The following is a 20,692-nucleotide window of genomic DNA, read 5'->3' as shown; positions in this document are numbered from 1 at the left end:
GCGAAGGTGTCCCATGTGCCTGATCGTTTTCGCCTGGCGCCCCGACCACGCCCAGCCGCTGGTGGTGGCCGCCAACCGCGACGAATTCCACTCCCGCCCGAGCCTGCCGCTGGGCTGCTGGGAAGACGCACCCTGGATCATCGGCGGACGTGACCTGCAAGCTGGCGGCACCTGGATGGGCGTCACCGCCCGCGGCCGCTTCGCCGCGCTGACCAATATCCGCGCGCCCGGCCAGGCGATCGGCCCACGTTCGCGCGGCGAGCTGCCGGAACAGTACCTGCGCGGAAACTTGCCGCCAGCCGACTACCTGGCCGAACTGGCCGAGCGCCGCGGCGACTACGCCGGATTCAACCTGCTGGTCGGTGATCGGCAGACGCTGTGGCATCTGAATTCCCATGATGGTCAGCCACAGGCGTTGCAGGCCGGCGTCTACGGTCTGTCCAACGCCGGGCTGGATACGCCCTGGCCCAAGCTCAGAAAGGCCCGTGCGGCACTGGCCGACGCCCTCGATCAACCGGAGCCGGAGCGCCTGCTGGCACTGCTCGCCGATGCTGAGCCGGCCGCCGAGCATGAGCTGCCACAGACTGGGGTGCCACTGGAATGGGAACGGCGGCTGTCGAGCGTCTTCATCGCCAGCGCCGAATACGGCACCCGTGCCAGCACCGCGCTGATTCGCCACGCCGACGGTTCGCTGGATATCGTGGAGCGGAGTTTCGGCCCGGACGGCCCGTTAAACGAGGTGCGCTACCGCCAGCCGCCGCGCGACTGACGGCGGTCAGACCGCGGCAGAGGGGTTGATCAGTTTGCTCAGCCCGAGGTTACGCAAGGTCAGCTGGATCGTGCTCTGGATGACCTGCGGGCTGTCCAGCAGCATGACTCGCGCCAGCAGTTGCTGAGCGGTGTCCATGCTGACCTGGCGCAGCAGCCACTTGACCTTGGGCAGGTTGGTGGCGTTCATCGACAGGCTGTCGAAGCCCATCGCCAGCAGCAGCATGGCCGCCGCCGGATCGCCGGCCATCTCGCCACAGATGCTCACCGGCTTGCCCTCGCCATGGGCTTCCTTGACCACCCGCTGCAGCGCTTCGAGCACTGCAGGATGCAGGTAGTCGTAGAGGTCGGCGACTCGCGGGTTGTTGCGGTCCACCGCCAGCAGGTACTGGGTCAGGTCATTGGAGCCAACCGAGATGAAGTCCACCATGCGCGCCAGCTCGCGCGTCAGGTAGACCGCCGCCGGCACCTCGATCATGACGCCGACCGGCGGCATGATCACGTCCAGCCCTTCGTCGCGCACCTCGCACCAGGCGCGGTGGATCAGGTGCAGCGCCTCTTCCAGCTCGCGGATGCCGGAGATCATCGGCAGCAGGATGCGCAGGTTGTTCAGCCCGGCGCTGGCCTTGAGCATGGCACGGGTCTGCAGCAGGAAGATTTCGGGATGGTCGAGGGTGACGCGAATGCCGCGCCAGCCGAGGAACGGATTCTCTTCCTTGATCGGGAAGTACGGCAGGCACTTGTCGCCGCCGATATCGAGGCTACGCATGGTCACCGGTAGCGGATGGAAGGCCTCCAGCTGCTCGCGGTAGATCGCCATCTGCTCCTTCTCGCTGGGGAAGCGCTCCTTGATCATGAAAGGAACTTCGGTGCGATACAGCCCGACGCCTTCCGCACCACGCTCCTGGGCGCGCACCACATCGGCGAGCAGGCCGGTATTGACCCACAGCGGAATGCGGTGGCCATCGGTGGTCTCGCAGGGCAGCTCACGCAGTACGTCGAGGCCTTCGGAGAGCTGGCGCTCCTGCTCGGCGAGCACCTCGTACTGCTCGCGCAGCACCTTGCCGGGGTTGGTGATGATCTCGCCACGGTAACCGTCGACGATCAGCTCGATGCCATCGACCTTGGAGTACGGCAGGTCGACCGCGCCCATCACCGTGGGTATGCCCATGGCGCGGGCAAGGATGGCGACGTGGGAGTTGCTCGAACCGAGCACGGATACCATGCCCACCAGCTTGCCCTCGGGCACTTCGCCGAGCATCGCCGGCGACAGTTCCTCACTGACCAGGATGGTCTTGTCGGGATAGGTCAAAGTCTGCTGGCGGGCTTCCTGCAAGTAGGAAAGCAGGCGCCGGCCGATATCCTTGACGTCCGAGGCACGCTCGCGCAGGTAGGCATCGTCCATCATCTCGAAACGCCGGACGTGCTCGGTGACCACCTGGCGCAGCGCGCCCTGGGCCCACTGGCCGGTGCGGATGACCTTGGTCACCTCGCCACCGAGGGCGGAGTCGTCGAGCATCATCAGGTAGACGTCGAACAGCGCGCGCTCTTCCTTGCGCATCTGCGTGGCGAGCTTTTCCGACAGGTTGCGCATGTCGGCGCGCACCGCTTCCAGCGCCGCCTCGAACAACGTCAGCTCGGCCTCGATGTTGTCGATGTGCTTGTCTGGCACCACGTCCAGATCGGCCGGCGGCAGCACCACCAGGGCGGTGCCCACCGCGGCGCCCGGGGCGCCGGGAATGCCGATGAAGCGAGTTTCCTGGATGCCCTTGCCTTGGCGGCCGAGCCCGCGGATCGAACCGGTGGCCTCGGCATGGGCGATAACCCCGGCGAGCTGCGCGCTCATGGTCACCAGAAAGGCTTCCTCGCCTTCATCGAACTGGCGGCGCTCCTTCTGCTGGATGACCAGTACGCCCATCACCCGACGGTGGTGGATGATCGGTGCACCGAGGAAGGAGGCGTAGCGTTCCTCGCCGGTCTCGGCGAAGTAACGGTAACGCGGGTGTTCAGAGGCATGTTCGAGGTTGAGCGGCTCTTCGCGGGTGCCCACCAGGCCGACCAGGCCCTCGTTGGGCGCCATGCTGACCTTGCCGATGGCGCGCTTGTTGAGACCTTCGGTGGCCATCAGGACGAAGCGTTCGGTTTCCGGATCGAGCAGATAGACCGAGCAGACCTGGCTGCCCATGGCCTCCCTGACTCTCAGCACGATGATGCCCAATGCCGCCTTGAGGTCCTTGGCGGCATTCACTTCCTGGACAATCTTGCGCAGCGTGCCGAGCATGCTCAGAGGCTTTCTCCCCGATTTTTCAGTCCCGCACCGGCAACCGCGGCGCGAGTTCTTTGAGTGCGCGACGATAGACTTCGCGCTTGAAGGTGACCACCTGCCCCAGCGGATACCAGTAACTGACCCAGCGCCAGCCATCGAACTCCGGCTTGCCGGTCAGGTCCATGCGCACACGCTCTTCGGCGCTGGTCAGGCGCAGCAGGAACCATTTCTGTTTCTGGCCGATGCACAGCGGTTGGCTGTGCGTACGCACCAGGCGTTGCGGCAGACGATAGCGCAACCAGCCACGGGTGCAGGCGAGGATATTCACATCCTGCTCTTCCAGGCCGATCTCTTCGTTGAGTTCGCGATACAGGGCCTCTTCCGGTGTCTCGCGGGCGTTGATGCCACCCTGCGGGAACTGCCAGGCGTCCTGATTGATCCGCCGGGCCCACAGCACCTGACCGACATCATTGGTCAGGATGATGCCGACATTAGGGCGAAAACCATCGGAATCGATCACGGCATACAACCTCGCAGACGCATGTCGCGGCATTGTTCCACAAAACTGCGACGAGCCGAAAGCGCGGCAAGGCGCCATTCGGCATGCATTTCCGGGCACGCCAGGCGGCCGGTCGAAGCTGCGTCGAGGGCGCTCTACCGTTATGCTTGGCGCTGCCCTGACTCCATCTTCGAGGAACTCATCCGTGCGCCTGGCTCTATTCGATCTCGACAACACCCTGCTGGCCGGTGACAGCGACCACGCCTGGGGCGAATACCTCTGCCAGCGCGGCATCGTCGACGCCAGCCACTACCGTGCGCGCAACGATGCCTTCTATCAGGACTACCTCGCCGGCAATCTCGACGTGCATGCGTACCAGAATTTCTGCCAGGAACTGCTCGGCCGCAGCGAAATGTCGCAGCTGCAGGCGTGGCACGAGGAGTTCATGCGCGACCACATCGAACCCATCGTGTTGAGCAAGGGCGAGGCGCTGGTCCGTCAGCACCTGGATGCCGGGGACAAGGTGGTGATCATCACCGCGACCAACCGTTTCATCACCGGACCGATCGCCGCCCGGCTGGGGGTCGACACCCTGCTGGCGACCGAGTGCGAGATGCGCGACGGCCGCTATACCGGCCGGCTGACCGACATTCCGTGCTTCCAGGAAGGCAAGGTCCAGCGCATCGAGCGCTGGCTGGCCGAGACCGAACAGACCCTGGAAGACAGCTACTTTTACAGCGATTCGCGCAACGACCTACCGCTGCTGCAACGGGTGACGCATCCGGTGGCGGTGGACCCGGATCCGATCCTGCGCCAGATTGCCACCGAGCGTGGCTGGCGGATCATATCGCTGCGCTGAACCCGCTCAGCAGCGAGCGATGCCCGGGCCGGTCGAGTCAGACCGGCTTGGCGCCCATCAGCGCCGTGATTGCGATCAGCACCAGCAGTACCAGCACGCCGTAGATGCCGGCATTACGCGCGGCGGTGGCGTTGCCCGGAGCCTGCCAGGCGTCAAGACGCCCGGCCAACAGCAGGACCAGCGGGATCAGCGCGAGGAACAGCACGGAGCTGGCCAGCAGCCATAGCTGCCCCAGCGGCCATCCGGCCAGATGTGTCATCCACCATCCGGTCAGCGGCAATGACAGGCCGATCACCGCCAACAGCGGCAGGGACAGCCGGCGGGTGCGTTGCAACTTGCGCTGCAGCAAGGCCTGGTCGCCGCCGCGGGCCGCCTTCCACAGCATCAGCAAGTGCACGATCACGCCCAGCAGCAAGAGCACTGCGGTGGCGCCATGCACGATGCGGAGGGACAGGTAGTGTTCCATTGGCGTTCCTTTATCTGCGCTCAGCCGAGAAACAGCTTGTAGGCGGGGTTGTCGCTTTCATCCCAGTAGCGGTAGCCGATCTTGTCCAGCGCCGCGGGTACTAGGTGGCGCTCCTCGGCCGGCACCTGCAGGCCGGCGACCACCCGGCCATCGGCCGCGCCGTGGTTGCGGTAGTGGAACATCGAGATGTTCCAGCGCCCGCCCAGCTTGTTGAGGAAGTTGAACAGCGCGCCGGGCCGTTCCGGGAATTCGAAGCGCAGCACCATCTCGTCGCTGACCCCGGCCGCGTGCCCACCGACCATGTGCCGGGTGTGCAGCTTGGCCAGTTCGTTGTCGGTCAGATCGAGCACCGGGAAGCCCTTGTCACGCAGGCCCTGCACCAGCGCCGCGCGCGGGTCGTTTTCCGGATGGGTCTGCACGCCGACGAAAATGTGCGCCTCGCGGTCGGTGTGGTAGCGGTAATTGAATTCGGTGATCTGGCGCTTGCCGATTGCCTCGCAAAAGGCCTTGAAGCTGCCGGGCTGCTCGGGAATGGTGACGGCGATGATCGCTTCGCGCTTCTCGCCCAGTTCGGCGCGCTCGGCGACATGGCGCAGGCGGTCGAAATTGACGTTGGCGCCCGAGTCGATGCCCACCAGCACCTGACCGCTGACGCCGTCGCGCTCGACATACTTCTTGATCCCGGCCACGGCCAGGGCACCGGCCGGCTCGGTGATCGAGCGGGTGTCGTCGTAGATGTCCTTGATCGCCGCGCAGATCTCGTCGGTGCTTACGGTGATCACCTCATCGACGTAATGCTTGCAGACATCGAAGGTGTGCTGGCCGATCTGCGCCACGGCCACGCCGTCGGCGAACAGCCCGACCTGCTCCAGCACCACCCGCTCGCCGGCCGCCATGGCCGCCTGCAGGCAGTTGGAGTCGTCCGGCTCGACACCGATCACCCGGGTCTGCGGATAGAGGTATTTCACGTAGGCGGCGATTCCCGCCACCAGCCCGCCACCGCCCACCGGAACGAAGATCGCATCGATCGGCCCCTGATGCTGGCGGAGGATTTCCATCGCCACGGTGCCCTGTCCGGCGATCACGTCGGGATCGTCGTAAGGGTGGATATAGACGTAGCCTTTCTCTTCCACCAGCTTCAGCGAATAGGCCAGCGCCTCGGGGAAGGCATCGCCATGCAGGACCACCTTGCCGCCACGGGCACGCACGCCCTGCACCTTCAGCTCCGGCGTGGTGCGCGGCATGACGATGGTGGCCTTGATCCCCAGTTGCTTGGCCGCCAGCGCGACGCCCTGGGCATGGTTGCCGGCCGACGCGGTGACCACACCGCGCGCCAGTTCCTCGGGCGAAAGCTGCGCCAGCTTGTTGTAGGCGCCACGCACCTTGAAGGAGAACACCGGCTGCAGATCCTCGCGCTTGAGCAGAATCTGGTTGCCGATCCGTTCGGAAAGCTGGCGGGCGGGTTGCAGCGGCGTTTCGACGGCGACGTCATAGACGCGCGAAGTGAGGATCTTCTTGACGTAGTGATCGAGCATTCTGGCTATCTTGGGCGGGCCTTGCGGGGAACGCCGAGTCTACCCCCGCGAGCGCCCCGGCGACCACCGGCAATCCGCGACGGCCTCGGCATTGCCGCAGCACACGAGACCGGTCGCCGGCGCGGGGCTATAATCCGCGCTTCGTCTTTCCCGCCCGGATTCCCCCATGACCCAGGACCAGCTCAAGCAGGCCGTCGCCCAGGCCGCTGTCGACCATATCCTTCCCAAGCTCAACGATCGCAGCATCGTCGGCGTCGGCACCGGCTCCACCGCCAACTTCTTCATCGACCTGCTGGCCAAGCACAAGGGCTTCTTCGACGGTGCCGTGGCCAGCTCCGAAGCCACCGCCGAACGTCTCAAGCAGCACGGCATTCCGGTCTACGACCTGAACTCGGTGAGCGAGCTGGAGTTCTACGTGGATGGCGCCGACGAGGCGAACAAGCACCTGGAGCTGATCAAGGGCGGCGGCGCGGCGCTGACCCGCGAGAAGATCGTCGCGGCGGTGGCCAAGACCTTCATCTGCATCGCCGATGGCAGCAAGCTGGTCGAGCAGCTGGGGGCCTTTCCGCTGCCGGTGGAAGTCATCCCGATGGCGCGCAGCCATGTGGCGCGCGAGCTGGTCAAGCTCGGCGGCGACCCGGTCTACCGCGACGGCGTGGTCACCGACAACGGCAACGTCATCCTCGACGTGCACAACCTGATGATCGGCTTCGCCCCCGAGCTGGAAGGCAAGATCAACAACATCGTCGGCGTGGTCACCAATGGCCTGTTCGCCATGCGCCCGGCCGACCAGCTGCTGCTCGGCACCAAGGACGGCGTGCAGACCCTCAAGCGCTGAGCCTCCCGGCGAAGCGTAACGGCGACTACGCTTTGAAGTGCCGCGCCGAACCCGGCGCGGCCCATCACAGGAGGTGTCGCCATGTCCGGCAAATTCCAGCTGAAGCGCGCCAGTAATGGCCAGTTCCACTTCAACCTGCTGGCCAGCAACGGCCAGGTCGTCTTGTCCAGCGAACAGTACAAGGCCCACGCTTCGGCGCTCAATGGCATCGATTCGGTACGCAAGAACGCGGTGCGCGAGGGCGCGTTCGAGGTGAAGGAATCGAGCAACGGCAAGTTCTACTTCGTGCTCAAAGCGAGCAATGGTCAGATCGTCGGCCAGAGCCAGATGTACGCCAGCCTGCACAGCGCCGAACAGGGTTGCGACTCGGTTCGACGCCATGCACCGAACGCCGCGCTGCAGGACGAAAGCGCTTCGGCGGTCGGCTGACCTGCCGCTGGACCAGGTGGCCGGCGAGGCCTAGTCACCTGGTCTTGCGAAACAGGTAGAACAGGTTCGGCTCACTGACCAGATAGAGCGTGCCGTCCGGCCCCATGGCAATGCCCTCGGCCTGCGGCACGTCGTGTTCGAGGCCGTGCCTGCCGGCGCGTAGCGAAAGGCTGCTGAGCGGCTGGCCATCACCATCCAATTCGATCACCAGCCGCGACTCGTCGGACAGCGCCAGCAGATGGCCGGTCTGCTCGTCGTATTGCAGGCTGGAGAGGTCGCGGACGAACAGCCTGGCCTCGTGTTCACCGATATGCACCGACGGGCTCGGTTCGCGGTAAGGAAAGCCGGAAATCTCGTAGATACGTACCGGATCGCGCTCCTTGGCGACGAACAGGCGCTTGCCGGCGGTGTCGTAGGCCAGGCCTTCGAAGCCCTTGTTACCGTTGAGATCGATGCCCAACGAAAGCTGTTGCGCCTGCCCGGCGTCGATGACGCTGGTCTGCTCGTTTACCTCGACACGCAGCAGCCGCTGCCGGCGCTCATCGCTGATCACGTAAACGCCTTCGGAAATGTATTCGATGGCCTCCGGATCGCCGAAGCCGACCAGGGGAATGGCGCGCAGCAGATCGCCTTCCAGGCTGAGCTCCAGCCAGTGCGGATTGCCGTTGGTCACGGCAATCAGGCTGTTGCGATCCGGATCGAAGGTCAGCGCCGAGAGGTCATCGTCGATACCGGCGACCACCTTGCCCTGGATCGCGACCCGGTAGTCCGGCAGCCACAACGAGGCGCTGCCGCTCTGTTCGCCCTGCTGCCACTGGGTGAAGTGGAACCAGCCGCGCTCGAACAGACGGTAATGAACGCCGGCGGCAACCGCCAGCAACAGGGCGACGCCGAGCAGCGCAGCCAGAAGGAATTTCAACGCACGCATGACCACCCGCTTTCTTCTAGTTGTGAAATCGCGATTGTGGCGCGCCCGGCTTACACCAGGCTTAATCGGCGCAGCGACTCAGCGCTTGCGGCTGAATACGTAGAAGTGGTTGGGCTCACCGACCACATAGATGTTGCCCTCGCCATCCATGGCCACGCCTTCTGCCTGCTCGATGCCCTGCACTAAGCCGTTGAGCCCGCCGAACAGGCTGATGAAGCTGCGCGGCGTGCCTTGCAGATCGAGTTCCACCAGCAGTCGCGACTCGTCGGAGAGCAGCAGCGTATGACCGCTGCGCGGATCGATGGTGACGGAGGAAATGTCACGCACCAGCAGCGGTTGGCTGGACAGTGCCTGCAGTGCGCCGGGCGCGCCGTCCTCACCCGGAAATGGCAGCTCGAACAGGCCCTGCGGGTCACGTTCCTTGGCCAGCAGCAGGCGCTGCGTACGCGGGTTCCAGGCCAGTCCCTCGAAGCCCTTGTTGCCGGCATCGGCGAAGCCAAGGTCGTAACTGGCCAAGTCGTCCAGCTCCAGGGTTTCCACGTCCGGCTGCAGATGGAACACCGCCACCAGCCGGCGACGCTCGTCGACGATTGCCAGACGGCCATCACTCAGCGCTTCCACCGCTTCCGGGTCGGCGAAGCCACTCAGCGCGACCCGGCGTAGCACCACGCCAGCAGGGCTGAACTCGACCAGCTGCTCACCGGTGACCGTGAACAGCGTGCCGCTCAGCGGATTCCAAGTCAGCCCCGAGGTTTCCTCGTCTTCCAGCCCGGCCAGCGTCGTCTCCAGCGCCAATTCGTAGTCCGGCAGCCAGATGCCGGCAGCACGCTGTTCGGCAGTGACCGAGCGCTCGCCCCAGTACAGCCGCAGCTGGTCATCCCAGTGCAGCAGGCGGCCCGCGACGAGCAGCGCGACGAACAGCAGCAACAGGACGACAGCCACGAGCAAGCGCCAACGGGAATAACGAACGGGCATGGAAAGCGTTCCAGCGGAGGGTGCTGGATTACAACACGAGAACGGTTCGCAAAGAAGCGGCAAACGCGGCGGGTGAATCCCGCCGCGTCGATGGGATCAGAGCACGCGGCTCTCGAAGCGGGACAGGCCGACCAGCTCCAGCACCAGCTCATCGCCCTGGTTGAGCGGGCCGACACCGGCTGGCGTGCCAGTCAGTACCACGTCGCCCGGCTGCAGGCTGAAATGCCCGGCAATGTGCTGCAGCAGCGGCAGGATGGCATTGAGCATCTGGCTGCTGTTGCCGTCCTGGCGGACTTCGCCGTTGATGGTCAGGCGGATGCCGATGTCGCCCAGATCCTCCACCGCGTCGCCCGGCACGAACGGTGCCAGCACGCAGGCCCCGTCGAAGCTCTTGGCAATTTCCCACGGGTGGCCCTTTTCCTTGAGCCTGGCCTGCACGTCGCGCAGGGTCAGATCCAGCGCCGGGGCGAAGCCGGAGATGGCATCGCGCACCTCTTCCTCGTTGGGCTTGCGCGACAGCGGCTTGCCGATCAGCACGGCGATTTCAGCCTCGTAGTGGACAGCACCACGATCGCTCGGGATGCTGAAGCCGCCTTCCAGCGGCACGGTGCAGCTGCCGGCCTTGATGAACAGCAGCGGCTCGGTGGGCACCGGGTTGTTCAGTTCCTTGGCGTGCTCGGCGTAGTTGCGGCCGATGCAGACCACCTTGCCCAGCGGATAGTGGATCGGCGTGCCATCGGTGTAGTGGTGCTGGTAGCTCATCGAAGACTCCTGGTAATCCGTGGGCCCGTTCAGGCCGCGAAAATCTTGCCCGGGTTCATGATCCCGTTGGGGTCGAACACCGCCTTGACCGCTTTCATGTATTCGATTTCCGACGGCGAGCGGCTGTACTCGAGGTAGTCACGCTTGGTCATGCCGACGCCGTGTTCGGCGGAGATCGAGCCGTTGTACTTCTGCACGGTCTCGAATACCCACTTGTTCACCGTCGCGCACTTGCCGAAGAACTCGTCCTTGTCCATGGCATCGGGCTTGAGGATGTTCAGATGCAGGTTGCCGTCACCGATATGGCCGAACCAGACGATCTCGAAATCCGGGTAGTGTTCGCCGACGATCGCATCGATTTCCTTGAGGAAGGCCGGCACCTTGCCGACGGTGACCGAGATGTCGTTCTTGTACGGTGTCCAGTGACTGATGGTCTCGGAGATGTACTCGCGCAGCTTCCACAGGTTCTGCAGCTGCTGCTCGCTCTGGCTCATCACGCCGTCGAGCACCCAGCCCTGCTCGACGCAATGCTCGAAGGTCGCCAGTGCCTGGTCGGCGCGCTCGTCGGTGGTGGCCTCGAATTCCAGCAGCGCGTAGAACGGGCAGTCGGTTTCGAACGGGGCCGGCACGTCGCCGCGACCGAGCACCTTGGCCAGCGCCTTGTCGGAGAAGAACTCGAAGGCGGTCAGGTCCAGCTTGTCCTGGAAGGCGTGCAGCACCGGCATGATCGAGTCGAAATCGGGGGTGCCCAGCGCCAGTGCGGTGAGATTGGTCGGCTGGCGCTCCAGACGCATGGTCGCCTCGACGACGAAGCCCAGCGTGCCCTCGGCGCCGATGAACAGCTGGCGCAGGTCGTAGCCGGTGGCGTTCTTAATCAGGTCCTTGTTCAGCTCGAGCAGGTCGCCCTTGCCGGTCACGACCTTCATGCCGGCGACCCAGTTGCGGGTCATGCCGTAGCGGATCACCTTGATGCCACCGGCGTTGGTGCCAATGTTGCCGCCGATCTGGCTGGAGCCGGCGGAGGCGAAGTCCACCGGGTAGTACAGGCCCTTGTCCTCGGCGAACTGCTGCAGCTGGGCGGTGACCACGCCGGGCTGGCAGACGGCGGTGCGATCCATCTCGTTGAATTCGAGAATCTGGTTCATGTAGTCGAAGGACACCACCACCTCGCCATTGGCCGCCACTGCCGCTGCGGACAGCCCGGTGCGACCGCCCGAGGGCACCAGCGCGACCTTGCGCTCGTTGGCCCAGCGCACGATGGCCTGGACCTGCTCGATGCTCTTGGGAAAGACGATGGCCGAGGGTGCCGGAGCGAAATGCTTGGTCCAGTCCTTGCCGTAGGCATTCAGCGAATCGGCGTCGGTCAGCACTTTGCCGGGCTCGACCAGGGTTTTCAGCTCATCGATCAGGGCGGGGTCGGTCATCACGGGAACTCTCATACGATTCATGGTCACCCTGAGCACGCTTCAGCACAGGGGTGGGGGTGTTTCGAGGGGCTCGTATGCTAGCATACGCACCCCTTTGAAACGTGCCTCGGCAGACTCCCGACACCGCTAATGACGGGTCGGCCAGCCTTCGCTGGACACTTCAGTCCTATCCTTCGGCCTTAAGGTTTTAATACAGATGAGCCAGACCTCTCTCGACAAGAGCAAGATCAAGTTCCTTCTTCTCGAAGGCGTGCACCAGAACGCTGTCGACACCCTGAAGGCGGCCGGCTATACCAACATCGAGTACCTCAAGACCGCGCTGTCCGGCGATGAGCTGAAGGAAAAGATCGCCGACGCCCATTTCATCGGCATCCGCTCGCGCACCCAGCTCACCGAGGAAGTCTTCGACGCGGCCAAGAAACTGATCGCCGTCGGCTGCTTCTGCATCGGCACCAACCAGGTCGATCTCAACGCCGCTCGCGAGCGCGGCATCGCGGTATTCAACGCGCCCTACTCCAATACCCGTTCGGTAGCCGAACTGGTGCTGGCCGAAGCCATCCTGCTGCTGCGCGGCATCCCCGAGAAGAACGCCTCCTGCCACCGCGGCGGCTGGATCAAGTCGGCAGCCAACTCCTTCGAGATCCGCGGCAAGAAGCTCGGCATCATCGGCTACGGCTCCATCGGTACGCAGTTGTCGGTACTGGCCGAAGCGCTGGGTATGCAGGTCTTCTTCTATGACGTGGTGACCAAGCTGCCGCTGGGCAACGCCACCCAGATCGGCTCGCTGTACGAGCTGCTGGGCATGTGCGACATCGTCTCGCTGCACGTTCCGGAGCTGCCGTCCACCCAGTGGATGATCGGCGAGAAGGAAATCCGCGCCATGAAGAAGGGCGGCATCCTGATCAACGCTGCCCGCGGCACCGTGGTCGAGCTGGATCACCTGGCCGCCGCGATCAAGGACGAGCACCTGATCGGCGCCGCTATCGACGTGTTCCCGGTCGAACCCAGGTCCAACGACGAGGAGTTCGAAAGCCCGCTGCGCGGCCTGGATCGCGTGATCCTGACCCCTCACATCGGTGGCTCGACTGCCGAAGCACAGGCCAACATCGGCCTGGAAGTCGCCGAGAAGCTGGTCAAGTACAGCGACAACGGCACCTCGGTGTCCTCGGTCAACTTCCCGGAAGTCGCCCTGCCGTCGCACCCGGGCAAGCATCGCCTGCTGCACATCCACCAGAACATTCCGGGCGTGATGAGCGAGATCAACAAGGTCTTCGCCGACAACGGCATCAACATCTGCGGCCAGTTCCTGCAGACCAACGAGAAGGTCGGTTACGTCGTCATCGACGTGGACAAGGAATACTCCGACCTGGCGCTGGAAAAGCTGCAGCACGTCAACGGCACCATCCGCAGTCGCGTGCTGTTCTGATTCGCTGACGTGGTGCACTGAAAGGGAGGCTTCGGCCTCCCTTTTTCGTTCATGCGCAGCGACGAACGCCGGTGTTCTCCACTAGCTGCGCAGCACCCGATTACCCGCGGCATCGACATCCGTCCCCGGCTGCTCGTCACGCGGCTCGGGCGTTGGCGGCACATCGGTCTCGATCGGCGCCTGGCGCGGCTGCAGCCTCGGTGCTTCGATCTGTTCCATCTCGTCCGACTGCCGGTCCGACTGCGGCCGCGGCTCGCGGCTGTCCAGCGGATGCTGACGGGCCTTTTCCGGATTGGTCGGCCCGGTATTCTCGGCCAGGGCGCTCGCCGCGCCCAGCAGTGACACCAGCAGAATGCTCAAGCGCAACATGGTCATTGTGCACCTCCCGATCATTGCTCTTGCAGGTTCGGCACGCCGGCGCCGACAAGGTTTCCGCACGGCTGCCGGCAACGGCCGAGCGGTCAGGCTGAACGCAGAACGGCCCGGCAAGCTGAGCCTGCCGGGCCGTCAGGTGCACCAACTGATCAGTAGGCGCCGCGTTCGCCGCCCTCGCCGCCTGTACCGGTCGTGCCCTGCTTACCGGACGCACCATCGCCCCCAGCATCGACGCCGGTGCCGTGATCGCTACCGTGCGTGGTCGCCGGGCGCTCAGTCTCGTCGGGCATCTTGCCGGTATCGGAGGTCGAATCCATGCCGTTGCCCGTGCCGCCCATGGTTCCAGGCTGCTCGGTACTGTGTCCCTTCGAATCGCGGTGGCCGGTATCGGCACCGGTGCCGGTGTTACCGGCAGCGAATGCCGCGCTGGAAAGCAATCCCGCCAGGGTGAGTGCCGCAATCTTGTGCATGTTCATGATTGACTCCTGCATATTTTCAGGGGGTTCATGTAATCCGGCAGTGCGACGCGCCAGGGGTTTCGTCGTCAGCCTTTACAAAACGTGACAGCCCTATTGGAGCGCCTTGCCAGAGCGGCTAGTCGCCCGGACCGTCGGTCGCCTGCGGCCGGTCGCCGAGCAGATCCTCCACGTAGAGCATGCGCACCAGCACCATGCCGACCGCCGCCAGCGGCGTCGCCAGCAGCAACCCCAAGGTGCCGGCAAGCAGGCCGAACAGCAGCTGCACGCCGATGGTCAGTGCCAGCGGCACCGAGACGATGCGCTGCTGCATCCAGGGCGTGAACACATAGCTTTCCAGCGCCTGGACGAACAGGTAGAGCGCGGCAACATAGAGCACCGTGCGGCCGCCCTCCAGCGAGGCCAGCAGCAGTGCCGGAATCACTGCAGCACCGGGCCAATGTTGGGAATGAACGACAGCAGCCCGGCGATCAGCCCGAGCACCAGGGCCAGTTCGATGCCCAGCAGCCAGAGACCGAGGGTGGTCAGCACGCCGATCAACAGCATCTCCAGCAGCTTGGCCGGCAGCCAGGCGCGCAGCGTCGCCCCGCTCTCGTCGAGCACCTCGGCGGCGCGCGGGCGATAGCTCAGCGGCACCAGCTTGAGCAGGCCGCAGACATAGATCGGCGGGTTGATCGCGAGGCAAACACCGATGGCGAAGGCAATCACGAAGCTGCTCAGTGCCCCGGCCACCGAGCCCATCACCTTGCTCACCACACTGAAGGCGCTGGAGCCGTCGGGCAGGGAGTCCTCGATGCGTTCACGCTGCTGCAATAACTCGTTGGTCCAGGGCAGTTGCTGCGCTCGTTCACGCAGCCGCTCGACGGCCTCCGGCAGTGAATCGGACAACGCATCGGCCTGCTCGGCAATACTCGGCGCCACCAGCCAGCCTGCACCTCCCAGGCCGAGCAGCGTGACGACAAAGAACAGGCCCATGGACGCCTTGTAGGACAGCGGCGTGCGGCAGCCCAGCCATTGGCTCACGCCATGGATCAGCACGCCGAAGAGAATCGAGGCGAACAGCAGCAGGATGAAATCGAACGCCAGCCAGGCGACGATGCTCAGCAGCACCACGAAGGCCAGCACTGCGGCCTGCACAATCGTGCGATTGGCGACCTTCTTGGCATCGTTCTGCGGTGTCGTCGTGGACATGGCGCTCCCCCTGATGAGTACAAGAGGTAGGACAGACCGCGCCGCGCATCAATTCAGCTGTTACCGCCAATCAGCGCAGCAGCTGCCAGAGCGATGCACCGACGCCCGCCATGCTTTCGCCCGCCACCAGCCCCGCGGCAGCAACGATCACGAAACGCTCGCCGAGGCTGCGCCAGCGCGAGACGAAACACCATGCCAGCACGGCGCCAAAGGTCATCATCAGCGAGATCGACGCCGGGATGATGAAAGCCAGACCGAGCGCCGCGGAGCTGGGTAGCCAATGCACACGACGCTCCGGCAGCAAGGCCTCCAGAGCCCCGAGCGTCACGCCACAGAGCGCACCGACCAGCATCGCCCAGCGCACGTCGAGCGGCAGTGCGCCGAGCCCACCGGTCAGTGCCTCGGCCACGGCCTTCCAGGTAGCGACCGCCGGCGCGGGCCATTCCGGCGTGATCAGCATGCTCTGCGGATCGGGGATCAACAGCTGATAGGCCAGCACCCCGACCACACTGCCGAGCAGGATGCCCAGACACTGCGCCACGGCCTGACGGCCAGGTGCCGCGCCGATGGCGTGCCCGACCTTGAAGTCGTTGAGCAGATCGGTGCACTGCCCGGCGGCGCCGCCGGCGGTATTGGCGCTCATCAGGTTCACCGGCACCTGGCCGGGGGCGAACACACCAAAACCCAGCTGCGACAGCTGGCCGATGGCACCAATCGGCGGAATGCCGGTGGCGCCGACCACCCGAGCCGCGACTGTCGCCAGCAGCAGCGCCAGCGGAATCGACAGCAGCGCCAGGCCGGGATGAATGCCGAACAGACCTATCTGCAGCATCACCACCAGCGCCACCGCAAGCCCGAGGCCGACGGCCGGCCACAGCGCCACCCGTGGCAGGCGCCAGTCGCCGCGTTTCGCCGCGGCGCGCGAGCGCAGCAGGCGTACGCCCAGCGAGGTCAGGGTGGCACAGACCATCAGGCTGACGCCGGGCCACAGCAACCATTCGATCAGTACCGCGAACTGCGGGCCGTCGGCCGCCGCCGGCAACCGCACCAGGCCCTCGGCCAGCAGCCAGGGGGCCAACAGCCCCCAGGCCAGCAGGGCGCCGAGCAGCAACGAGAGCCCAACGCGCAAACCGATGATGCCGCCGAAGCCGACCAGCAACAGCGAGGGCTCGAACGTGAAGGTCAGCCGCTCCAGATGCGTCGAGGGCGCCCAGCGCGGCAGCACCCAGACAAAGGTATCCATCAGCTTGACAGCTGCCGACAACAGTGCCGCACCGCCCAGCACCCACAATCGGCGTCCGGCCTCGGCCCCATGGCTGAAAATCTGTTGCAGCGTCGCCAGTGTCGCCATGCCCTCGGGAAAGCGCAGGCCCGCGCTGACGATCAGCGACGGCCGCAGGTACCAGGCCACCCATACGCCGAGAAAGCTCACCGAGAACACCCAGGCCATCAGCGCCGGGCTGCCCAGCTGCTGGCCAGTGAGCAGCGTGTACGCCGGAATCGGTGCCACCAACCCACCGGAGATGATCGAGGCACAGGACGAGGCCGTGGTCTGGGTGATGTTGCTCTCCAGCAGCGTCCAGCGCGGGCGGCCGAAGGTCGACGCAACGCTCTGCCAGAAGGCGAAGCCAACCAGCAGCGCGATGACCGACATATTGAACGACCAGCCGATCTTGAGCCCGGAATAGACGTTCGATGGTGTCAGCAGTGCGCCAAGCAGCAACCCTGTCAGCAGAGCACGAGCCGTGAGTTCGCGAGATGAAACGGCAACGGAAATGTCAGTCATGCAGCTACCTTAGCAGCCGTTCCGTGCAAAAACGCGCGACGCTCCCGACCACGCGCCCCTCGCTCGGCCAGGTTGCGCACCTGCTGGCCGGATAGTGCCCGTTCGCCATCGCTCGGCTGAACTTCGCTGCAAGGTGCTGGTCGTTTAGTAGCTTTTTAAACGATTACGCCCGACTGACTAGGTACCGAACATGGACGCGGATCTTACGCGGGGCAACACCTCCCCAACCGTCACGCTGTTAACCGGCAATGAACTGCTCGGCTTGTTCTTCCGCCACTTCCTCGGCGAGCAGGCCCAGGTCGAAGTGGCCCTGGCCAGCCTGGAATCACCGGAGAATCGCGGCGCCGACCTGTTTCTTGTCGATGCCGGCCACAGCGAAGCCGAACAGATTTCCAGCCTCATCGATCAGCTCGACGAGCACACCCCCGTCGCGCTGGTGAACATCGTGCCAGAGCAGGCCGAACAGCTGGTCGAGAAGCATCCGGTCATCCGTGGAGTGTTCTACAGCCACGCCACCCGCGAACACCTGCTCGAAGGCATCCGCGTGCTGCTGCAGGGCGGCGACTGGCTGCCACGCATTCTCACCGAGCGCCTGCTTGGCCAATGGCGACGCATGCGCCAGCTTGCCGAAAGCAAGTCCAGCCTGACCCTGCGCGAGCGCGAGATCCTCACGCTCGCCGGCAAGGGCCTGTCCAACGCCGAGATCGCCGAGCAGCTGTGCTTGAGCCCTCACACGATCAAGAGCCATATCCACAACCTGCTGCGCAAGATCGGCGCCTCCAACCGCGCCGAAGCCGCCTATCTGCTGCGCAGCCGTCTGGACTGGGACAAGTCTTGCAGCGCCTGAACGTCGGAGTCCCGGTAGCGCCGCGGCGACGGGCGGCCTATCGGGTGTGCAGTGCGGACCAAGCGCTCAAGCACGGCGCGCGCAGTGCCAGGCATTAATCCTTGGCCGCCATCGCGCGCCGTGTCTTTACATCGTTCGATGGATGTTCAGCCTCGCCCGCTGCGTTAAAGAATCGCGCCCATTGCCATCAGGTACACGCCCATGTCCCGTTGCGTCCCAGCCAATGCCAAGCGCCTGATCGCCCTCGTCGCCGGCCTGATCTGCTCACCGCTAATGGCAGCCGACCTGCCGGATAACGGTGACCTCGCACCCGGAGGCATCGCCGGGCCTGCCACTGCCATCCAGCTGACCGACGCGCGGGCTGCCTACATCCAGCAGATTGGCCAAAGCAATCTCGCCGAGCTGGCCCAGAACGGACAGGCATTGAATGCATGGGTGCTACAGCAAGGCGGCGACCAGGAAGCGTTCATCCTGCAGAACGGTGACAACCTGCTGGCGATCATCGAGCAGGTCGGCCAGGGCAACTATGCCGCCATCCGCCAGTCCGGCAGTGACAACCAGGCCAGCATCAGCCAATACGGCGCGTACAACGACGCGCGCATCGAACAGACCGGCAATGGCCTGCGCAGCGCGGTGACGCAATACGGCGTCGGTCAACAGATCAATATCGTGCAGGGCCGCTGAAAGGCCACGGAGAACCAGATGATCAAGCCCGCGGCAATCGCCACCCTGCTCGCCTTCAGCACGTCACATGCGCTGGCAGAGAACAGCATCGAACTCGAGCAGCGCGGAACCGACAACGTCGCCGAGTTGCAGCAGACCGGCCTGGTCGAATCCAGCGCGATCGAGGTCAGCCAGGACGGCAACCTAAATGTCGCCGCGATCACCCAGGTCGGCGATGCCTACTTCAAGGTGGCCAACCTCCAGCAGGTCGGTAATGCCAACGTCGCCAACCTCGAGCAGACCGGGCGCACCAGTACACTGAACGCCAGCAGCATCGGCAACCGCAACCGGATCAGCGCCAGCCAGACGAGCTTCGTCACGGCGCAGGTCGAGCAGCGTGGCGACGACAACGTGCTGGCCTTTCGCCAGGAAGGCTATTACGAAGGCTCGCGGCTGAACGTCTCGCAGGATGGCACAGGCAACCTGGCGGATATCTACCAGGGCGACGGCAACCGCATGAACCTCGTCCAGTCCGGCGGCTACAACGTGGCCGAGATCCGGCAGAACGACTACCACAACGAGCTGGATTTCAGCCAGAACGGCACGAGCAACCGGCTCACGGTCGATCAGAACGGTTTCGGCGGCCGCATCAGCGGCTCGTCCACGGGTAGCGGCAACAGCGTCGATATCGCGCAAAGCTTCATGTCCAACAACGCCACGGTCATCCAGAACGGCAACGACAACCTGGCGAGCATCGAGCAGGGCAACTTCGGCCACCAGGCCAGCATCACCCAGCTGGGCAATGCCAACGACGCACGGATCACCCAGAGCATGCCGGTGCAGGACTACACGCGCCTGCCGGCCAGCGCGACGATCATCCAGAACGGCAGCGGCAATACCGCGAGCATCGTTCAGCAGTAATGCGGCAATCGAGCCGAGGACCGGCTCTCAACGGAAGCAAAACGGATGCTGACCATGACCCTCTTCACCTGGCTGCTCGCAGCCACTCCCTCACCCACCGGCGCACCCGTCGCGGCCGACCTAGGGCTGCAACCGCTCGAGGACAACCGCGTGGCCCTCTCGCTGTGCTTCAAGGGCAGCGGACAACAGGTTCGCTTCCGCCTGAAGGTCCGCTCCAGCGGCAGCGCCGGTACCTCGCAGAGCGCCCAGAGCGGCACGCTCATCGCTGACGCAACATCCCAGTGCCCTGTACGCAACCGCCTGGGTATCGCTGCAGACACCGAGGTCGAAGCCGAACTGCAGTGGTGGATCGACGATGCCGAGCAGCCCCCACTGCTGCGCCGCTATCAGGGCAGCACGGGCGATACCGATGAGCGCGAGGAGCCGGATCAGCCGCAGCAGATCGCCTGAAACCAGCCCTGGGCGACCGGCGGCACGGCGCGTCCGATCCGTTCAGCGCAGGTTCAGGCAGGGTTCAGTTGGCGTTCAGTGACATCCGTTCAGGCTAGGGGCCGTCAGTTTCCCACTGCCTGAAACGGAGTCACCGATGAACAAACTCAGCACCCTCGCCCTGGCCACATCCCTTGGCATCTTCAGCTTCGGCGCCCATGCCGCGGAGAACTTCGCCGGTCTCACCTGGGGTAAAACCACCGTCAACACCGATCGTTCCAGCGCCTTGAAGCAGAACATGGGCGGCGAGAACCGCTTCGATGACACCATCAGGAACAGCGGCACCTGGGGTGTTCGTGCCGGTCAGATGACCGACGAAGGCCGCTACTACATGACCTACGAGAACGTCTCGGACGATTACGGCAGCACCTTCAAGCTGCGCCAGCAGAACCTGCTCGGCAGCTACGACCTGTTCGTCCCGCTGGGCGACACCACCCGCCTGTTCGGCGGTGCCAGCGCCGGCCTGACCAAGCTGGAGAACGAGTCCAGGGGCTACAGCCGCGACAGCGACATCGGCTACCTGGTCGGCCTGCAGGCCGGTATCCTGCAGAAGCTCGGCGACAACACCTCGGTGGAAGCCGGTTACCGCTACCTGCGCAGCAACGCCGGAACCGAAGTCTCCGAGCGCGGCGTCGGCAAGCTGGGCTCGATCGACCTACACAGCAGCAAGCAGGCCTATCTGGGTCTGAACTATCACTTCTGATGGCGTTTACGCTGACAGAACGTTGAACGACGGCCGGGCATTGCCCGGCCGTTTGCACAGGGA

Annotated in this window: 21 protein-coding genes and 1 pseudogene; 10 read left to right on the top strand and 12 right to left on the bottom strand. The window is 64.8% G+C overall.

Going from position 1 to position 20,692, the window contains the following annotated elements; all coding sequences use genetic code 11:
- Positions 1-13: 13 nt before the first annotated feature.
- Positions 14-769 (top strand): NRDE family protein, encoded by a 756-nt coding sequence (locus tag HZR81_RS13420; RefSeq protein WP_500128373.1) that lies wholly within the window; start codon positions 14-16, stop codon positions 767-769.
- 6 nt (positions 770-775) lie between these two features.
- Here the strand turns inward: HZR81_RS13420 and ptsP are convergent, their stop codons facing one another.
- Together ptsP and HZR81_RS13410 are read right to left on the bottom strand one after the other, a co-directional pair.
- The gene (gene ptsP / locus HZR81_RS13415; protein ID WP_063539504.1) at positions 776-3,049 is read right to left on the bottom strand and encodes a phosphoenolpyruvate--protein phosphotransferase; all 2,274 of its coding nucleotides are present in this window, start codon (positions 3,047-3,049) and stop codon (positions 776-778) included.
- 25 nt (positions 3,050-3,074) lie between these two features.
- Positions 3,075-3,554, bottom strand: coding sequence for an RNA pyrophosphohydrolase (locus HZR81_RS13410; RefSeq protein WP_063539684.1), 480 nt, complete (start codon positions 3,552-3,554; stop codon positions 3,075-3,077).
- A 184-nt stretch (positions 3,555-3,738) separates the two neighbouring features.
- On the opposite strand from HZR81_RS13410, the gene HZR81_RS13405 reads away from it, so the two are divergent.
- Positions 3,739-4,392 carry a histidinol-phosphatase gene (locus HZR81_RS13405; RefSeq protein ID WP_125868707.1) on the top strand — a complete coding sequence of 218 codons (654 nt, stop codon included), beginning with the start codon at positions 3,739-3,741 and terminating at the stop codon, positions 4,390-4,392.
- Positions 4,393-4,429: 37 nt separating this feature from the next.
- On the opposite strand, the gene HZR81_RS13400 is transcribed toward HZR81_RS13405, so the two are convergent.
- Positions 4,430-4,858, bottom strand: coding sequence for a DUF2269 domain-containing protein (locus tag HZR81_RS13400; RefSeq protein WP_500128371.1), 429 nt, complete (start codon positions 4,856-4,858; stop codon positions 4,430-4,432).
- Positions 4,859-4,878: 20 nt separating this feature from the next.
- Positions 4,879-6,393 carry a threonine ammonia-lyase, biosynthetic gene (ilvA, locus tag HZR81_RS13395; protein ID WP_500128370.1) on the bottom strand — a complete coding sequence of 505 codons (1,515 nt, stop codon included), beginning with the start codon at positions 6,391-6,393 and terminating at the stop codon, positions 4,879-4,881.
- Between the two features lie 166 nt (positions 6,394-6,559).
- On the opposite strand from ilvA, the gene rpiA reads away from it, so the two are divergent.
- Together rpiA and HZR81_RS13385 are read left to right on the top strand one after the other, a co-directional pair.
- On the top strand, positions 6,560-7,231 hold the full coding sequence (gene rpiA / locus HZR81_RS13390; RefSeq protein WP_500128369.1) for a ribose-5-phosphate isomerase RpiA: 672 nt from the start codon (positions 6,560-6,562) through the stop codon (positions 7,229-7,231).
- A gap of 81 nt (positions 7,232-7,312) precedes the next feature.
- Entirely contained in the window at positions 7,313-7,660 is a 348-nt protein-coding gene (locus HZR81_RS13385; protein WP_125868703.1) for a YegP family protein, read from the top strand.
- Between the two features lie 34 nt (positions 7,661-7,694).
- Here HZR81_RS13385 and HZR81_RS13380 read toward each other — a convergent pair whose 3' ends face one another.
- The 4 genes from HZR81_RS13380 to HZR81_RS13365 all read right to left on the bottom strand — a co-directional run bounded on the left by HZR81_RS13380 (position 7,695) and on the right by HZR81_RS13365 (position 11,749).
- Positions 7,695-8,588, bottom strand: a complete 894-nt coding sequence (locus HZR81_RS13380; RefSeq protein WP_394375416.1) for an SdiA-regulated domain-containing protein — start codon at positions 8,586-8,588, stop codon at positions 7,695-7,697.
- A 78-nt stretch (positions 8,589-8,666) separates the two neighbouring features.
- Positions 8,667-9,563, bottom strand: a complete 897-nt coding sequence (locus HZR81_RS13375) for an SdiA-regulated domain-containing protein (protein WP_500128367.1) — start codon at positions 9,561-9,563, stop codon at positions 8,667-8,669.
- A 96-nt stretch (positions 9,564-9,659) separates the two neighbouring features.
- Positions 9,660-10,325 carry a fumarylacetoacetate hydrolase family protein gene (locus tag HZR81_RS13370; protein ID WP_014595619.1) on the bottom strand — a complete coding sequence of 222 codons (666 nt, stop codon included), beginning with the start codon at positions 10,323-10,325 and terminating at the stop codon, positions 9,660-9,662.
- 29 nt (positions 10,326-10,354) lie between these two features.
- A complete protein-coding gene (locus HZR81_RS13365) occupies positions 10,355-11,749 on the bottom strand; it encodes a D-2-hydroxyglutarate dehydrogenase (protein ID WP_500128365.1) in 1,395 nt (464 codons plus the stop codon).
- Between the two features lie 199 nt (positions 11,750-11,948).
- On the opposite strand from HZR81_RS13365, the gene serA reads away from it, so the two are divergent.
- Entirely contained in the window at positions 11,949-13,178 is a 1,230-nt protein-coding gene (serA, locus tag HZR81_RS13360; protein WP_063539496.1) for a phosphoglycerate dehydrogenase, read from the top strand.
- A gap of 81 nt (positions 13,179-13,259) precedes the next feature.
- Here serA and HZR81_RS13355 read toward each other — a convergent pair whose 3' ends face one another.
- The 4 genes and pseudogenes from HZR81_RS13355 to HZR81_RS13340 form a co-directional block, all read right to left on the bottom strand.
- A complete protein-coding gene (locus tag HZR81_RS13355; RefSeq protein ID WP_200596183.1) occupies positions 13,260-13,553 on the bottom strand; it encodes a hypothetical protein in 294 nt (97 codons plus the stop codon).
- 149 nt (positions 13,554-13,702) lie between these two features.
- On the bottom strand, positions 13,703-14,029 hold the full coding sequence (locus HZR81_RS13350; protein ID WP_200596186.1) for a hypothetical protein: 327 nt from the start codon (positions 14,027-14,029) through the stop codon (positions 13,703-13,705).
- 118 nt (positions 14,030-14,147) lie between these two features.
- A pseudogene (locus HZR81_RS13345) lies at positions 14,148-15,220 on the bottom strand (AI-2E family transporter).
- A gap of 70 nt (positions 15,221-15,290) precedes the next feature.
- Positions 15,291-17,006 carry an OPT/YSL family transporter gene (locus tag HZR81_RS13340; RefSeq protein WP_500128362.1) on the bottom strand — a complete coding sequence of 572 codons (1,716 nt, stop codon included), beginning with the start codon at positions 17,004-17,006 and terminating at the stop codon, positions 15,291-15,293.
- A gap of 262 nt (positions 17,007-17,268) precedes the next feature.
- Between HZR81_RS13340 and HZR81_RS13335 the strand changes: the two genes are divergently transcribed.
- The 5 genes from HZR81_RS13335 (at position 17,269) to HZR81_RS13315 (ending at position 20,629) form a co-directional block, all read left to right on the top strand.
- Positions 17,269-17,853: a helix-turn-helix transcriptional regulator gene (locus HZR81_RS13335; RefSeq protein WP_102839682.1), complete on the top strand. Its 585-nt coding sequence runs from the start codon at positions 17,269-17,271 to the stop codon at positions 17,851-17,853.
- A 201-nt stretch (positions 17,854-18,054) separates the two neighbouring features.
- Positions 18,055-18,537, top strand: a complete 483-nt coding sequence (locus HZR81_RS13330) for a curli production assembly protein CsgB (RefSeq protein WP_500128360.1) — start codon at positions 18,055-18,057, stop codon at positions 18,535-18,537.
- An 18-nt stretch (positions 18,538-18,555) separates the two neighbouring features.
- The gene (locus tag HZR81_RS13325; protein ID WP_500128358.1) at positions 18,556-19,437 is read left to right on the top strand and encodes a hypothetical protein; all 882 of its coding nucleotides are present in this window, start codon (positions 18,556-18,558) and stop codon (positions 19,435-19,437) included.
- Between the two features lie 45 nt (positions 19,438-19,482).
- A complete protein-coding gene (locus HZR81_RS13320; RefSeq protein WP_500128356.1) occupies positions 19,483-19,887 on the top strand; it encodes a hypothetical protein in 405 nt (134 codons plus the stop codon).
- A 136-nt stretch (positions 19,888-20,023) separates the two neighbouring features.
- Positions 20,024-20,629 carry a putative outer membrane beta-barrel protein gene (locus HZR81_RS13315; RefSeq protein WP_063539488.1) on the top strand — a complete coding sequence of 202 codons (606 nt, stop codon included), beginning with the start codon at positions 20,024-20,026 and terminating at the stop codon, positions 20,627-20,629.
- Positions 20,630-20,692: the final 63 nt, after the last annotated feature.

Source organism: Pseudomonas sp. LM13, assembly GCF_041381355.1.
GTDB lineage: Bacteria > Pseudomonadota > Gammaproteobacteria > Pseudomonadales > Pseudomonadaceae > Stutzerimonas > Stutzerimonas frequens.
Note: the sequence above shows the minus strand (reverse complement) of the source record. Positions and strands in the feature narration are given on the sequence as shown.

Bases quoted from the DNA above. Each gene is read 5' to 3' on its own strand.
- HZR81_RS13420 (WP_500128373.1), top strand. From the start codon at position 14: ATGTGCCTGATCGTTTTCGCCTGGCGCCCCGACCACGCCCAGCCGCTG.
- ptsP (WP_063539504.1), bottom strand. From the start codon at position 3,049: ATGCTCGGCACGCTGCGCAAGATTGTCCAGGAAGTGAATGCCGCCAAG.
- HZR81_RS13400 (WP_500128371.1), bottom strand. From the start codon at position 4,858: ATGGAACACTACCTGTCCCTCCGCATCGTGCATGGCGCCACCGCAGTG.
- ilvA (WP_500128370.1), bottom strand. From the start codon at position 6,393: ATGCTCGATCACTACGTCAAGAAGATCCTCACTTCGCGCGTCTATGAC.
- rpiA (WP_500128369.1), top strand. From the start codon at position 6,560: ATGACCCAGGACCAGCTCAAGCAGGCCGTCGCCCAGGCCGCTGTCGAC.
- HZR81_RS13385 (WP_125868703.1), top strand. From the start codon at position 7,313: ATGTCCGGCAAATTCCAGCTGAAGCGCGCCAGTAATGGCCAGTTCCAC.
- HZR81_RS13380 (WP_394375416.1), bottom strand. From the start codon at position 8,588: ATGCGTGCGTTGAAATTCCTTCTGGCTGCGCTGCTCGGCGTCGCCCTG.
- HZR81_RS13375 (WP_500128367.1), bottom strand. From the start codon at position 9,563: ATGCCCGTTCGTTATTCCCGTTGGCGCTTGCTCGTGGCTGTCGTCCTG.
- HZR81_RS13370 (WP_014595619.1), bottom strand. From the start codon at position 10,325: ATGAGCTACCAGCACCACTACACCGATGGCACGCCGATCCACTATCCG.
- HZR81_RS13365 (WP_500128365.1), bottom strand. From the start codon at position 11,749: ATGACCGACCCCGCCCTGATCGATGAGCTGAAAACCCTGGTCGAGCCC.
- serA (WP_063539496.1), top strand. From the start codon at position 11,949: ATGAGCCAGACCTCTCTCGACAAGAGCAAGATCAAGTTCCTTCTTCTC.
- HZR81_RS13355 (WP_200596183.1), bottom strand. From the start codon at position 13,553: ATGACCATGTTGCGCTTGAGCATTCTGCTGGTGTCACTGCTGGGCGCG.
- HZR81_RS13350 (WP_200596186.1), bottom strand. From the start codon at position 14,029: ATGAACATGCACAAGATTGCGGCACTCACCCTGGCGGGATTGCTTTCC.
- HZR81_RS13340 (WP_500128362.1), bottom strand. From the start codon at position 17,006: ATGACTGACATTTCCGTTGCCGTTTCATCTCGCGAACTCACGGCTCGT.
- HZR81_RS13330 (WP_500128360.1), top strand. From the start codon at position 18,055: ATGTCCCGTTGCGTCCCAGCCAATGCCAAGCGCCTGATCGCCCTCGTC.
- HZR81_RS13325 (WP_500128358.1), top strand. From the start codon at position 18,556: ATGATCAAGCCCGCGGCAATCGCCACCCTGCTCGCCTTCAGCACGTCA.
- HZR81_RS13320 (WP_500128356.1), top strand. From the start codon at position 19,483: ATGCTGACCATGACCCTCTTCACCTGGCTGCTCGCAGCCACTCCCTCA.
- HZR81_RS13315 (WP_063539488.1), top strand. From the start codon at position 20,024: ATGAACAAACTCAGCACCCTCGCCCTGGCCACATCCCTTGGCATCTTC.